Annotated in this window: 12 protein-coding genes and 4 tRNA genes; 10 read left to right on the top strand and 6 right to left on the bottom strand. The window is 43.0% G+C overall.

Features of this window, described 5'->3' with window-relative positions:
• Nucleotides 1-29 precede the first annotated feature (29 nt).
• From tpiA to BBP83_RS13000, 10 genes are all read left to right on the top strand, one after another.
• On the top strand, nt 30-821 hold the full coding sequence (gene tpiA / locus BBP83_RS13045; protein WP_068889257.1) for a triose-phosphate isomerase: 792 nt from the start codon (nt 30-32) through the stop codon (nt 819-821).
• A gap of 13 nt (nt 822-834) precedes the next feature.
• Nucleotides 835-1,164, top strand: coding sequence for a preprotein translocase subunit SecG (gene secG / locus BBP83_RS13040; protein ID WP_068889255.1), 330 nt, complete (start codon nt 835-837; stop codon nt 1,162-1,164).
• Nucleotides 1,165-1,216: 52 nt separating this feature from the next.
• Nucleotides 1,217-1,301, top strand: a tRNA-Leu gene (locus BBP83_RS13035).
• A gap of 46 nt (nt 1,302-1,347) precedes the next feature.
• A tRNA-Met gene (locus tag BBP83_RS13030) sits at nt 1,348-1,424 on the top strand.
• 74 nt (nt 1,425-1,498) lie between these two features.
• Nucleotides 1,499-1,575: transfer RNA gene (locus BBP83_RS13025), tRNA-Met, on the top strand.
• A gap of 89 nt (nt 1,576-1,664) precedes the next feature.
• Nucleotides 1,665-1,741, top strand: a tRNA-Met gene (locus BBP83_RS13020).
• A 215-nt stretch (nt 1,742-1,956) separates the two neighbouring features.
• On the top strand, nt 1,957-2,481 hold the full coding sequence (rimP, locus tag BBP83_RS13015) for a ribosome maturation factor RimP (RefSeq protein ID WP_068889253.1): 525 nt from the start codon (nt 1,957-1,959) through the stop codon (nt 2,479-2,481).
• A gap of 35 nt (nt 2,482-2,516) precedes the next feature.
• Nucleotides 2,517-4,001: a transcription termination factor NusA gene (gene nusA / locus BBP83_RS13010; protein WP_068889251.1), complete on the top strand. Its 1,485-nt coding sequence runs from the start codon at nt 2,517-2,519 to the stop codon at nt 3,999-4,001.
• A 10-nt stretch (nt 4,002-4,011) separates the two neighbouring features.
• Entirely contained in the window at nt 4,012-6,708 is a 2,697-nt protein-coding gene (infB, locus tag BBP83_RS13005) for a translation initiation factor IF-2 (protein WP_068889250.1), read from the top strand.
• The gene (locus tag BBP83_RS13000; RefSeq protein ID WP_068889248.1) at nt 6,708-7,112 is read left to right on the top strand and encodes a ribosome-binding factor A; all 405 of its coding nucleotides are present in this window, start codon (nt 6,708-6,710) and stop codon (nt 7,110-7,112) included. The genes infB and BBP83_RS13000 overlap by 1 nt, the downstream gene beginning before the upstream one ends.
• Nucleotides 7,113-7,188: 76 nt before the next feature.
• Here BBP83_RS13000 and BBP83_RS12995 read toward each other — a convergent pair whose 3' ends face one another.
• Genes BBP83_RS12995 through BBP83_RS12970 form a run of 6 tightly spaced genes read right to left on the bottom strand, consistent with a single transcriptional unit; the run spans nt 7,189 to nt 13,410 of the window.
• Complete coding sequence (locus BBP83_RS12995) at nt 7,189-7,587, bottom strand: Na+/H+ antiporter subunit G (protein WP_068889246.1); 399 nt, start codon at nt 7,585-7,587, stop codon at nt 7,189-7,191.
• An 11-nt stretch (nt 7,588-7,598) separates the two neighbouring features.
• A complete protein-coding gene (locus tag BBP83_RS12990) occupies nt 7,599-7,874 on the bottom strand; it encodes a monovalent cation/H+ antiporter subunit F (RefSeq protein ID WP_068889244.1) in 276 nt (91 codons plus the stop codon).
• Entirely contained in the window at nt 7,871-8,392 is a 522-nt protein-coding gene (locus BBP83_RS12985) for a Na+/H+ antiporter subunit E (protein ID WP_068889242.1), read from the bottom strand. The genes BBP83_RS12990 and BBP83_RS12985 overlap by 4 nt, the downstream gene beginning before the upstream one ends.
• 2 nt (nt 8,393-8,394) lie before the next feature.
• Complete coding sequence (locus BBP83_RS12980) at nt 8,395-10,203, bottom strand: monovalent cation/H+ antiporter subunit D (RefSeq protein WP_068889240.1); 1,809 nt, start codon at nt 10,201-10,203, stop codon at nt 8,395-8,397.
• Entirely contained in the window at nt 10,203-10,568 is a 366-nt protein-coding gene (locus tag BBP83_RS12975) for a Na+/H+ antiporter subunit C (protein WP_068889238.1), read from the bottom strand. Before BBP83_RS12975 ends, BBP83_RS12980 begins: the two co-directional genes overlap by 1 nt.
• A 4-nt stretch (nt 10,569-10,572) precedes the next feature.
• Nucleotides 10,573-13,410, bottom strand: a complete 2,838-nt coding sequence (locus tag BBP83_RS12970; protein ID WP_068889236.1) for a monovalent cation/H+ antiporter subunit A — start codon at nt 13,408-13,410, stop codon at nt 10,573-10,575.
• Nucleotides 13,411-13,643 lie beyond the last annotated feature (233 nt).

Below are 13,643 nucleotides of genomic sequence, written 5' to 3'. Positions count from 1 at the left end.
GTTTTTATCAAAGTTTTTGCAGGTTATTTATGTCGGGTTCGGCAATTACACCTTGGGTTGTTGGCAATTGGAAAATGAACCCAATGCGAGCAGACGCCAAGCAACTGGTTCAAGAATTAAAACAATTGCTTCAAGATCATGTTATTGACGAATCTCAATGCCATATTGGTGTCGCACCTATTTCTCTTGCGTTGTCAAATGTTCAAGCACAATTGAGTGCTGGAAATCGTACGGTTTATACCGTTGCACAGGATTTATCGCGTATTGCTGGTACGGGTGCGTACACGGGCGAAATTAGTGCTGAATTATTAAAAGACAGTGGCATTGATTTTGTACTGGTAGGACATTCTGAACGCCGTGAAATTTTTGGTGATAGTCCTGCAATCGTAAATGAAAAAGTAAAAAATGCGATTGATGCCGGATTAACGGTCATTTATTGTGTCGGTGAAAGCCTAGAACAACGTGAAAATGGTCAAGCAGAGCAGACTGTTTTACAGCAAATTTGTGATATTGCGTCAGTGGTTCAAGCGGATCAATGGGAAAGAGTTGTCGTTGCTTATGAGCCAATTTGGGCCATTGGCACAGGAAAAACTGCATCTCCTGCGGATGCACAAGCGATGCATGCTAAAATTCGTGAAGGATTAAGCCAAATTACGCCTATGGGTCAAAGCATGGCTATTTTATATGGCGGTAGTGTAAAACCTGAAAATGCAGTAGAGTTAGCAGCCTGCCCAGACATCAATGGTGCACTGGTTGGCGGTGCATCATTAAATGCTGAGTCATTTTATAAAATTGCTCACGCATTTGCGAATACAAAATAATTAGGAGTTCAGCATGCAAACTTTTGTGCTGGTAGTACACATTATCTTAGCCGTATTAATGATTGTTTTGATTTTAGTTCAACACGGCAAAGGGGCTGATGCAGGTGCTTCTTTTGGTGGTGGTGGCGCGGCGACCGTATTTGGCGCGTCTGGCTCAGCCAACTTTTTGACGAGATTGACTGCAATTTTGACCGCTTTATTTTTTGTGACCAGTTTAACTTTGGCGGTTTATGCCAAAAAGCAGACCACCGATGCATATAGCCTCCAATCAATTTCCTCTACACCGATTGCACCTGTGAAATCGGCTGAAACTTCACCAACTGCACCAAAATCGGCTGAATAATTTATTTAGTTCTTTCTTTTTTGAGGTGACGCGTCTAGAATGCGACACAGCTGCGGTGGTGGTGGAATTGGTAGACACGCTACCTTGAGGTGGTAGTGCTTTCGGGCGTGGGGGTTCAAGTCCCCCCTTCCGCACCAACTTGTAATCCAGAACATAAGTTGGTGTATGCAGTAAATTTGTTGTTGCGGGATGGAGCAGTCTGGTAGCTCGTCGGGCTCATAACCCGAAGGTCGTTGGTTCAAATCCAGCTCCCGCTACCAATCTTATTTTAGAAGCAAACTAAAATAAGCATTTTAAAGTCAAATTTAAGATGAAATTAAATGTTGTATGTTGTTGCGGGATGGAGCAGTCTGGTAGCTCGTCGGGCTCATAACCCGAAGGTCGTTGGTTCAAATCCAGCTCCCGCTACCACTTTTGATTAAGGTGCAACTTAGTCAGACAAACACTGAAGAGTTTGATTGAAAAGCCCTCAGTTATTGTATATAATTTTTGCACGTTGATGCGGGATGGAGCAGTCTGGTAGCTCGTCGGGCTCATAACCCGAAGGTCGTTGGTTCAAATCCAGCTCCCGCTACCAAGTTTCTAAAAAGAGGCTCACAACTAGGTGGGCCTTTTTGCACAGTGGACATTTGTTTTCTGTGCAATAATTGGGGCGATTTACGCCCTTTTTTATTGGCTATCGTGTAGTGTCCATTAGTTTGGTCAAATCGTCATGTTTCACTACTACAATAGTTTTCATTGATCTGTAGTGGTCATTTCGGCCATCGAATCGCACAATTTAAACGAGAGTAAATGAAGCTATCAAATAAAACTCAGGCACTTCAGGACTTAATTGAACCCGCTGTGCAAGCCTGTAATGTGAATCTTTGGGGAATTGAATTTCAACCTCAAGGCAAACGTTCTTTATTGCGTATTTTTATCGATAAACCTATTGTTGAAGGTGAAAATACAGCAGTTGTTGAAGAAGGCGAAGAAGATCTAGGTCGTGGTATTGGCGTTCAAGATTGTGTTCGTGTCACGCAACAAGTGGGCGCAATGCTTGATGTCCATGATCCAATTTCAGGTGAATATGCTTTAGAGGTGTCATCTCCAGGTTGGGATCGTCCTTTTTTCCAACTTGAGCAAATGTCTGGCTATCTCGGTCAGCAAGTTGCATTGCGTCTGATCAGTGCTGTAGAGAACCGTCGTAAATTCCAAGCAAAATTAGTTGCAGTCGACCTTGAAAATGAAATGATTCAGGTTGAAGTTGAAAACCAACAAGTTTTGGAAATCGACAGTCACAATATTGATAAAGCAAATTTAGTCTATCAAGATTAATTCAATAAATAAGAATCTGAACGAATAGGTGACTTATGGCGCGTGAAATCCTTACCGTAGTAGAGACGGTTAGTAACGAAAAGGGTGTAAGTCGTGATGCAATTTTTGAGGCGCTTGAACAGGCTCTTGTTGCAGCGACTAAAAAGAAATTCTACGAAGGCACTCGCTCTGAAGAAGCTCAGCTTCGTGTAGAAATCGACCGTAAAACAGGTGACTACAGCACTTTCCGTCAATGGGAAGTGGTTGCTGATGAAGATCATGAAATGCCTGCTTGTCAGGATGCCATTTCAGATGTTGACCCTGAACAATGGTCAATTGGCGATATTCGTGAGCTTGAAGTGGAATCTATTGATTTCGGTCGTATTGCTGCACAAATTGCTAAGCAAGTGATTGTACAGAAGATTCGTGAAGCAGAACGTGCGTTAATTGCTGATGCTTATGAATCGAAAGTCGGTGAATTGATTTACGGCGAAGTGAAAAAGCAAACTAAAGATGGTTTTATCATTGACTTAGGTGACAATGCTGAAGCATATCTTGCACGTGAAGAAATGATTCCGAAAGAAATTCTTCGTCCTAAACAGCGTATGAATGCCATTTTGTATAGTGTGAATCGCGAAGGTCGTGGCGCTCAATTATTATTGTCGCGTTCTAAACCTGAAATGCTGATGGCCTTAATGAAAAAAGAAATTCCTGAAATTTCTGAAGAAATCATTGAGATTAAAGCAGCTGCGCGTCAACCGGGTGTTCGTGCTAAAATTGCTGTGAAAACCAACGACCACCGTATCGATCCTGTTGGTGCGTGTATTGGTATGCGCGGTACGCGTATCCAAGCAGTTCAACAAGAATTGAATGGTGAGCGTATTGATGTTGTGGTGTGGTCTGATGATCCTGCTCAGTATATTGCCAGTGCTTTAGAGCCTGCTGATGTATCAGGGATTGTGATTGATGAAGAAGAGCGTACTGCTGACATCATCTTCGCTGCTAGTGATCAGTTGGCGCGTGCAATTGGTTCTCAAGGCCAAAACGTACGTTTAGCATCAGAATTGACTGGCTATAAGCTGAATATGATGCTGGAAGAAGAATATCATGCACGTCAGCAAAATGAAGCACAACAATATTTAGACATGTTTGTATCACGTTTAGATATTGAAGAAGACCTTGCGATGGCATTGGTTGAAATGGGCTTCACTTCACTTGACGAAATTGCTTATGTTCCTGCGGAAACATTCGATGAAATTGAGCTAGATGCTGAAACTGTTGAATTATTGCAAAGCCGTGCTAAAGAAGTAACATTGGCTGATGCATTGAAACAACAGGAAAATATTCAAGAACCGAGTCCAGAACTTGTTGCAATGGAAGGGATGACTCAAGAGATCGCGTATGCACTTGCTGCTCGCGGTGTAGTGACAGTAGATGACTTGGCTGACCAAGCAACTGACGATATTGAAGATATTGAAGGTCTAGGTATAGAAAAAGCAGGTCAACTTATTATGAAAGCGCGCGAATCATGGTTTAACTAGGAGGTAATATATGACGGACAAGTCGATACAAGATTTAGCACAAAGCGTTAATCGTCCTGTTGAGAAGCTCTTAGAGCAGGTTCGTGAGGCAGGTTTACCGCAAAGTAAAGCTGATGACATTATTACCCCCGAACAACAAAATGTTCTCGTCAACCATTTGAAAAAAGTTCATGGTCAAGACGATGGACAGGCAGGAAAAATCACGTTGAAACGTAAAACGACCAGTACAGCTAAAGTAGCAAGTACATCAGGTAAGGCAAAAACCATTAACGTAGAAGTTCGTAAGAAACATACGTTTACTAAGCCTGATCCAGAACAAATTAAAGCTGAAGCGCTTGCGAAAGCGGCAGAGTCTAAAGTTCAAGTTGAACAGAAGACCGATGCAACTGAACAAAAGCCTCAACTTGTTGTGAATAAAGCAACGGCAAATCTAAATGCAATGCGTGCTGCTGCAAAGCAAGAAACTGCGAAGCAAGAAGTATCGAAAGCTGCTGTTGTGGTAAAACGTAAGTCAAACAATAAACCAATTGTAAAACAAACGGTTAAAGTGACTGAAACTGCAGAGCAGAAGAAAGTACGTGAAGCACAAACCGCACAGTTAAAAGCAACGGAAGAAGCTGTACGTCGTAAGGCGGCTGAAGATGCGCAACAGCGTACACTTGAGCAAATGCGTCAAATGGCGTCGAAATATACGTCTGAAGATACCACTGCAACCATTCGTGTTGTTGATGATTCTCCATTGGCGGCAGGTCTTGTTGGTCAAGCGTATGAAGATTCTTTTGCGAAAGAAGACCGCGAAATCAAACGTGGTACCAATACGCCAACAGCACGTGCACCGAAAAAAGGTGGACGTCGTGGTCAAGAAGAGCAAAGCTTCAGCAAACAGCCTAAACGTGGTTTGAAAACAAGTCAGGCTGGTAAGCATGGCTTTGAAAAACCAGTTAAAAAACAAGTTTATGATGTTGAAATTGGTGAAACTATTGTTGTTGCCGATCTTGCACAAAAAATGGCTGTTAAAGTTCGCGAAGTAATTAAATCACTCATGAAAATGGGCGAATTGGTTACTCAGAACCAAGCGATTGAGCAAGATGTTGCAGCACTTGTGGTTGAAGAAATGGGTCATAACCCAGTTCGTGTTTCTGATACACAAGCTGAAGATAACTTACTTGAAGCAGCTGAAGAAGCGCGTGGTGCTCAATCTACACGTGCGCCAGTGGTGACAATCATGGGTCACGTTGACCATGGTAAGACATCGCTTCTTGACCGTATTCGTCGTGCAAAAGTTGCTCAAGGCGAGGCGGGCGGTATTACACAGCATATTGGTGCTTACCACGTTACAACTGACAAAGGTATGATCACTTTCCTTGATACGCCTGGACATGCTGCATTTACTGCAATGCGTTCACGTGGTGCGAAAGCGACTGATATCGTGGTTCTGGTTGTAGCAGCAGATGATGGTGTTATGCCACAAACTGCGGAAGCCATTGATCATGCACGTGCAGCGGGTACGCCAATTATTGTTGCTATCAACAAAATGGATAAAGAATCTGCTGATCCAGATCGCGTATTGAATGAATTGACAGTGAAAGAAATCGTGCCTGAACAATGGGGCGGTGATGTACCTGTGGCAATGGTTTCAGCACATTCTGGTCAAGGTATCGATGAGCTTCTAGACCTTATTTCAATCCAAGCTGAATTGCTTGAGTTGAAAGCATCTGAAGAAGGCGCAGCACAAGGTGTAGTTATTGAAGCACGTGTTGACAACAGCCGTGGTGCAGTAACGTCTATCCTTGTACAAAACGGTACATTGAAAGTGGGTGACCTAGTTCTTGCTGGTGCATCTTACGGTCGTGTCCGTGCCATGACAGATGAAAACGGTCAGCGTATTCAATCTGCAGGTCCTTCAATTCCAGTTGAAATTTTAGGTCTTCCAGAAGCGCCAATGGCGGGTGATGAAGTTCTTGTTGTGAGCGATGAGAAGAAAGCACGTGAAGTTGCTGATGCGCGTATGGATCGTGAACGTCAAAAACGTCTTGAGCGTCAATCTGCAATGCGTCTTGAAAATATTATGGCGTCAATGGGCAAAAAAGATGTGCCGATTGTAAACGTAGTATTGAAAACTGATGTACGCGGTACATTAGAAGCATTACACGTGGCACTTGCTGATCTTGCAACAGATGAAGTAAAAGTACGTATTATTGGTTCTGGCGTTGGTGCAATCACTGAATCAGATGTAACACTTGCTGAGTCTTCAGAAGCTGTTCTTCTTGGCTTTAACGTCCGTGCTGATACAGCTGCGCGTCAAAAAGCAGATGCAGATAGTATCGATATTCGTTACTACTCTGTGATTTACCAATTGATTGATGATGTAAAAGCAGCAATGAGCGGTAAGCTTGCGCCTGAACATCGTGAGACAATTCTTGGTATTGCTCAGGTACGTGAAGTATTCCACTCAAGTAAATTTGGTGCAGCTGCAGGCTGTATGGTTCTTGAGGGTGTATTACACCGTAATAAACCAATTCGCGTACTTCGTGATGACGTGGTGGTATTCCAAGGTGAGCTTGAATCACTTCGTCGCTTCAAAGAAGTGGTTGAAGAAGTTCGTGCCGGCATGGAGTGTGGTCTTGCGGTGAAAGGCTATAAAGACATTAAAGCACTTGATAAAATTGAAGTGTACGATGTTCAATTGATTAAACGGAGTCTTTAATGGCGGGTAGTCAGCGTCTTAAACGTATGGCCGATACAGTTCAGCGTGAATTGTCTGAACTGATTCGTCAGGAGCTTAAAGATCCGCGCTTAGGTGGTCTTGTGACCATCTCTGCGGTGAAAGTTAGTGCAGATTTAGGCTATGCGGAAGTTTATGTCACAGTAATGGGCCGTGAACTTGGCGATGAACAAAGTGAAGTGGCAAATAAAGAAACTTTAGCCGTGTTAAATGGTGCTTCGGGTTTCTTGCGTCACGAATTAGGTCGTCGTATTAAGACACGTATTACGCCTCGTTTACGTTTTCATTATGATAAAACCAATGCATATGGCAATTATATGTTTGGCCTTATTGCAGAAGCAGTGAAGGATTTACCTCCTGAAGATGTAAAAAAAGATGAAGAATAAGTTCATATAGAACACATAAAAAAGCCACCTTCGGGTGGCTTTTTTATGTTTGAATTTTATTTAGAATAGTTAAAGGTTAAAGCTGATTTTCTGTATCTTCATGCTTTTTATGAAATGCGCGTCGTCGTGTACGTTGCCATGGTAATGGACGATCTAGTGTTTCGGGTACATCACCGCCCATTGAGCGTAGACGCAAATGTAATGCGGCTTGTGCAATGAAATTCGCAGACACAGGCGCTGTAATAAAGGCCAGTAGGGTCAGTAAAAGTTCTGCAAAACCAAAGCGTCCATGAAATGCTGCATAAATAATGGCGGCAATTAGAAAGCTTCCTAAACCCAAAGTACTTGATTTAGTGGGTGCATGTAGACGCATAAATAAGTCAGGTAAGCGCACCATTCCAATGCCACCCACCAACATGAAAAAAGCACCAATAATTAGAAAAAAAGAAACAGATATTTCCATAACAAGTTGCATCGTATTTCCTCTTAATCAATCACATGGCCAGTAGTGAAGTAACGGGCAAGGGCAGCTGTAGAAACAAAGCCAAGCATGGCGACCAGTAAAGCACCTTCAAAGAGTGATGTACTGGCCCAATAAATGCCTAAAATGACAATCAGACAAATTGCATTAAGAAAGAGAGTATCTAAGGCCAATAGGCGGTCAACAATAGATGGCCCTATAATCAGACGAATGAGGCACAGCAACATTGAAACGGTAACGGCTGTAATGCAAATGCCCAAGGCATACGGCAAAATCATCATGATTGATCTCCTGAATGTATGCCAAAGATTTGCATTAATGGCTGTTCATAACGTTGTTTAATGTTCTGAATTTCAGCATCGGCATCATCTGTACTTAAAGCATGAACCAAAATATCACCACGATCTTGATCAATGCCCGCAGTCACTGTGCCGGGTGTGGTGGTAATAATCATCGCCAGTAGGGTGTTGACTTCATCGTGCTGGGTTTCTAGTGGCACACGAAACCATTTGGGCTGCATTTTATGCATTGGCCCCAAAACTAATTTGGCGACTTGAATATTACAAATAATAATATCCCAAAGCACTACGAAAAAAAGTTTGATGGCAGGTAGCCATTTAATATTGGGCGTATGCGCAATAAAAGGTTGCACAAGGCGAGGAATTCCTACAGCTAAAATGAGGGCCATGACCATAGACCCTGCTTCTAAGCTGTGATTAAGCATGAGCCAACTGAGACCAACAATGACAGAAACCAGTGGATGTGGAAACCACCGTTGAAAAACGGAAGAAACTTTCATGTTTATGGCGCTCCCATTGGTTTCAGTTGTGCATCTTCAGGTGTTTTTTCTTGAAGATTCTGTTGTTCAATTTGACGTTTCTTAAACTCAGTAAGATGTTCACCTTGTAAAGTTTTTTCTGAAATGACATAAGGAATCAGGTGTGCATTCGGATCAGCTGTTTCGCCACCATATTTGGTTTCTGGCAGGTTTTCAGGATCAAATGCTTGCACGCTAATGGTGTCACCATGTTCATCTTTTTTCAGTAAGGCATGTTCATACAAAGCATTATTTTGAATTTGCGTTGCTGTGTTGTAAACATATTGATAGATCGGTGCTGCAAAAACCATATAGGCCATTAAGCCTGCCAATAGAATATAAAGCACGCTATCATTACGTTTTGGTGCGACAGCGGGTAATGCTTGATAGGCTGTAAAATCAGCACTTTCAGGGTTGTCTTCAGGTCGACTGGCACGCCAAAACAGGATGAAGCCCACGCGCGTCATGGCAATAATACTCAGTAAGCTGACTGCTAGTATGGTTAATATAATCACCAATTGATAAGGTGAAGAGGCTGTGGCTTGTAGAATGAAAATTTTGCCTAAGAAACCACTAAACGGGGGTAGGCCTGCCATCATTAAAGCAATAATAAAATAGGTCATTGCCACAGTTTTGTGCTGTTTCATTTGTGGTGCAATTTTAAAATGATCTTTAAATGCACCGCGCTGTGACGTAATCCAACCACATAAAATATAAAATGCCGCCCCAATGAGGGTACTGTGGATTAAATAATACAGACCTGCAGCCCAAGCGTCGGTATTAAATAATGAAATCGCAATTAAGATGGTTCCAATGGACGATAACACCATGAAGCCAACGAAGCGACGTAGGCGTTCAGCACCCATGGCGCCAATAACACCATAAACTGAGGTGATGAGACCAATAGGCAAGAGCAAGTTTTGCAGAATTTCACGGCTAATGGCGTCGTCAAAGACTGTCCCATTGACCCGTAAAATGGCATAAATTCCGACTTTGGTCATAATGGTGAATATTGCAGCAACAGGGGTTGTGGCCACAGCATAGGTTTTTGGTAGCCAAAAACCAACGGGGAGCATGGCCGCTTTCACCCCAAAAACCACAAATAAGAGTAAGCCGCCAGCAACAGCAAGACGGTGCTGATCAGGCTCTAATAATGGCATTAAACGCGCTACATCTGCCATATTCAGGCTGCCGACGCTACCGTAAATTAAACCCAAACCAATGAGGAAGAGGGCAGAGGCCAATAAGTTGATCGTGACATAATGAATGCCAAGTTGAAAACGTGCTTTACCTTGTCCATGTAGCAGAAGGACATAAGAGGCCATCAATAAAATTTCAAAGAAGACGAATAAGTTGAATAAGTCGCCAGTCAGAAACGCACCGCATAAGCCCATAAGCAAAAAATGGAACATGACATGAAAATAACGGCCTCGTTCATCCCATTCTTTACTGGCATACCACATGATGGGAACTGCTAAACCATAAGTCAGCACCAACATGAACGCAGATAACTGGTCTAAGACCAGTACAATGCCAAAGGGTGCAACCCATTCACCTAAGGCATAAACACTGATTTGACCTGTACTGGCAAAAATTAAATAACTAATGGCTGTAATTAGACCTAAGACAGACGAGAAATAACTGATTCCCCGACGCCAAGGTTGTCGCCAGTCATGCGCCAAAGCATCTGAACCAGGATTACCCAGTAAGAGCAAAATAAATGCGGTAAAGGCTGGAATTAAAATACTGAAAATAGGGGTGTGTTGTGCCCAAAATTGGATGAAGTCAGACATTATGGCTCATCCTCACGTGGGTTAAATTGCGATATTTCTTCTTTTGAATCAACGTGGTCAGTTCCTGACTCAAAGCGACTGCGTAATGCCAGTTGTACAATGAATGCGGTGGTGGCAAAGCCAATAACAATAGCTGTTAAGACGAGGGCTTGTGGTAATGGGTCGGTGGTTTTTGCTGTTTCTGTCAGCACGGCAGGCGCATTAACTTGCAGGCGCCCCATGGCAAAGAGAAACAAATTGACGGCATAGCCAATCATGGCTAAACCCAATACCACAGGAAAAGTACGCGCACGTAAAATTAAATAAATACCTGTCGCAGTCAATAGCCCAATAGCAGAGGCCAATAATAGTTCTAAACTGATCATAAGCTTATCCTTTTGGTACTGGGCCAGACATACTTGAGTGACGTGAGTCGCCCAAAACGGAAATCATCAACATGGTTGCACCTACAACGGTGGCATAAACGCCGACATCAAACATTGCTGCGGTGGCTAAATGCATTTCACCAATAATGGGTGGCGAGACATAAAAATGCGCGCTGGTGAGGAATGGACGTCCCCAGAACCATGCACCAAAGCCTGTAATTCCTGCAATGACTAAGCCAAGACCAATCCAGATTTCATATAAACGCCCCGATTTTGCACGCAGTAAGCGCTCGGCATCGTCCTGACCTAAAGCAATGTATTGGATAATCAGTGCTAAAGCGGTGATGAGACCTGCAATAAATCCACCACCGGGTAGATTGTGACCGCGTAGGAAAATATACAGACTCACCACTAAGGCTAAAGGCAGAATCCAAGAGGCCGTAATTCGGAACATCAGTGGTGATGGGTTAAAGCGGAAGGTTAGGCCTTGTGTGATACGGGTGCCATGTGTACGCATGCCATCCATTAAGCATAGGGTGCCAATAGCGGCAATGCCCAAGACAGTAATTTCTCCAAAGGTATCGAAACCACGGAAGTCAACCAAAATGACATTGACCACATTGGTTCCACCGCCCAATGGAATGGATTGCTGCATAAAGAACCATGAGATGGAATTGTGATCGCGGGTCATAATGAGCCATGCAATCCAAGCCATGCCAGCACCGCCTGCAATTGCAATAAGAGCATCACGCCAGCGCCGTGAAACACTCGATTCATAAGGCGTCAACTGAGGCAGTAATGAAAGACTCATGAGCAGTAGTACGGTGGTGACCACATCGACGGTAATTTGAGTCAGAGCTAAATCGGGTGCAGAAAAACAAATGAAAACGATGGTGACGACTAAGCCGACAGCACCACTAATCAGCACGGCTTTAATTCGTTCATGATGGAACCACAACATCATCCAGCAGGCAGAGAATAGAAGCATCCATAAGACAATGGCAATGGCTGGTGCATGGGTCAGTTCACGTGTTCCTGTGGTGATACCTTGTGACATTAAAGGCATCGCAACAACGGCAATACTGAAGAGTACAATCCACATTAAATAGCTTTGTAATGAGCCGTTTTCGGTGGTGCGTTTGAGCTTATAAGAGTAAAGCAGTAAATATTTGAGAAACAGCTCAAACAGAATTTTACCCTGAAATTTACCAAGCACTGGATCTAGGTCGATATGACGAATTTTCCCACCTTTGGCCAGTGAGAAATAGAAAATGATCCCGCCCAGTAAGGCAATCATACTCATGACTAAAGGTAAGTTAAAACCATGCCAAATGGCCAAATGTACACCTTCAAAAGCAAAGTTTTGTGTACTGGCTTGCGTGGTGCTGTTAACAATGGTTTGTACCAATAATGCAGGTAATAGACCGACTAAAATACAGAGAATCGCCAAAAAAGTTGCAGGTGCACGCATACCAAAGGTCGGTTCATGAGCCTCTTTATTGGGTACATCCTTGCCAATTGGCCCATCAAAAAACACGCCATGTACTAAGCGAATAGAATACGTGACAGCAAAAATACCTGCCAATGTCGCTGTAATTGCAGAGCCGATTAATACTGGGCCAGACATTTCACGGACTAATTCTGTAAAAAACATTTCTTTAGACAAAAAGCCATTGGTCAGCGGTACACCTGCCATAGAGGCCGCCGTAATCATGGTTAAAGTGGCAGTAAAAGGTAATAATTGCCATAAACCACTCAATTTACGTAAATCGCGAGTCCCTGATTCATGATCAATAATTCCTGCAATCATGAATAATGCAGCTTTGAACGTGGCATGGTTAATAATGTGGAAGATGGCTGCTGCGACGGCAAGAGGTGAGCCAATTCCCAATAAGCAGACAATTAAACCCAAATGGCTAATGGTGGAATAAGCCAATAAACCTTTTAAATCTTCTTTAAAGATGGCAAAGAAGGCGGCCATACATAAGGTAAATAAGCCGACAAAAGTCACAATGTTATGATATAAAGCTGCGCCAGCAAAAATAGGTAAGAGACGTGCCAGCAGGAAAATCCCTGCTTTGACCATAGTGGCCGAATGTAAATATGCCGAGACAGGCGTTGGCGCTGCCATGGCATTAGGAAGCCAAAAATGGAAGGGAAATTGCGCACTTTTGGTAAAAGCACCCATTAAAATAAGCAGTAAAACAGGAACAAATAGCGCGTGATTTTGAATCTGTTCGCGCATTCCTAAAATTTGATTGATTTCATAGGTACCGGTAATTTGCCCAAGTAAAATGAAACCACCAAGCATACATAGTCCACCCATACCAGTAATGGTTAAGGCCATACGCGAGCCACGTTGCGCGGCCTCGTAATTGTTCCAGTATCCGACCAAAAGGAAGGATGAAATACTGGTGAGTTCCCAAAAAACCAGCAATAACATGAGGTTGTTGGACAATGAAATGCCCAGCATGGCGGCCATAAACAGCATCAACAATACATACAGCTTGCTCAGCGAATTTTTTGGGCTGAGATAATAATAAGCATAAATATAAATGAGTGTGCCGATACCAGTAATTAGCAAAGAAAACAGCAGGCCAAGAGCGTCAAGACGAAAGCTTAGGTTGAGCCCTAATTGTGGCAACCATGACCAGCTTTGCAAAATAACGTGTCCATTAAAGACCGCTTTGGCCTGTGTCAGAAGCAGAATGAGACTACTTAAGCTGACGCCAATTGCCCCTAAGGCGATGACTCCGCGTGAGAATTGCTTTAGCCACAAGACAAGGGTGGTGCCTAGGACTAGCGGTAACAATATAATAATCGGTAGCACACTCGTATCCATTGTCGTGATTAGGTGATGTACCTAAAGTGAATCTTTATCTTTCAAGGATTACAGGATCGCAATGAGCCATCCAAAATGTTTAATCTTGAAAGCCAAGGTCATTAAAAAAGTAGTAACGTGCTGTATTGCGCAGCAGATAAGCGATTGCAAATTCCGATATTATTGTGAAATTTGCAAATAAAACCGATCATATTACAGCCTAGACGCAACATCAATCTTTTTTGCACATTCAC

The organism is Acinetobacter celticus, from assembly GCF_001707755.1.
Lineage (GTDB): Bacteria > Pseudomonadota > Gammaproteobacteria > Pseudomonadales > Moraxellaceae > Acinetobacter > Acinetobacter celticus.
Note: the sequence above shows the minus strand (reverse complement) of the source record. Positions and strands in the feature narration are given on the sequence as shown.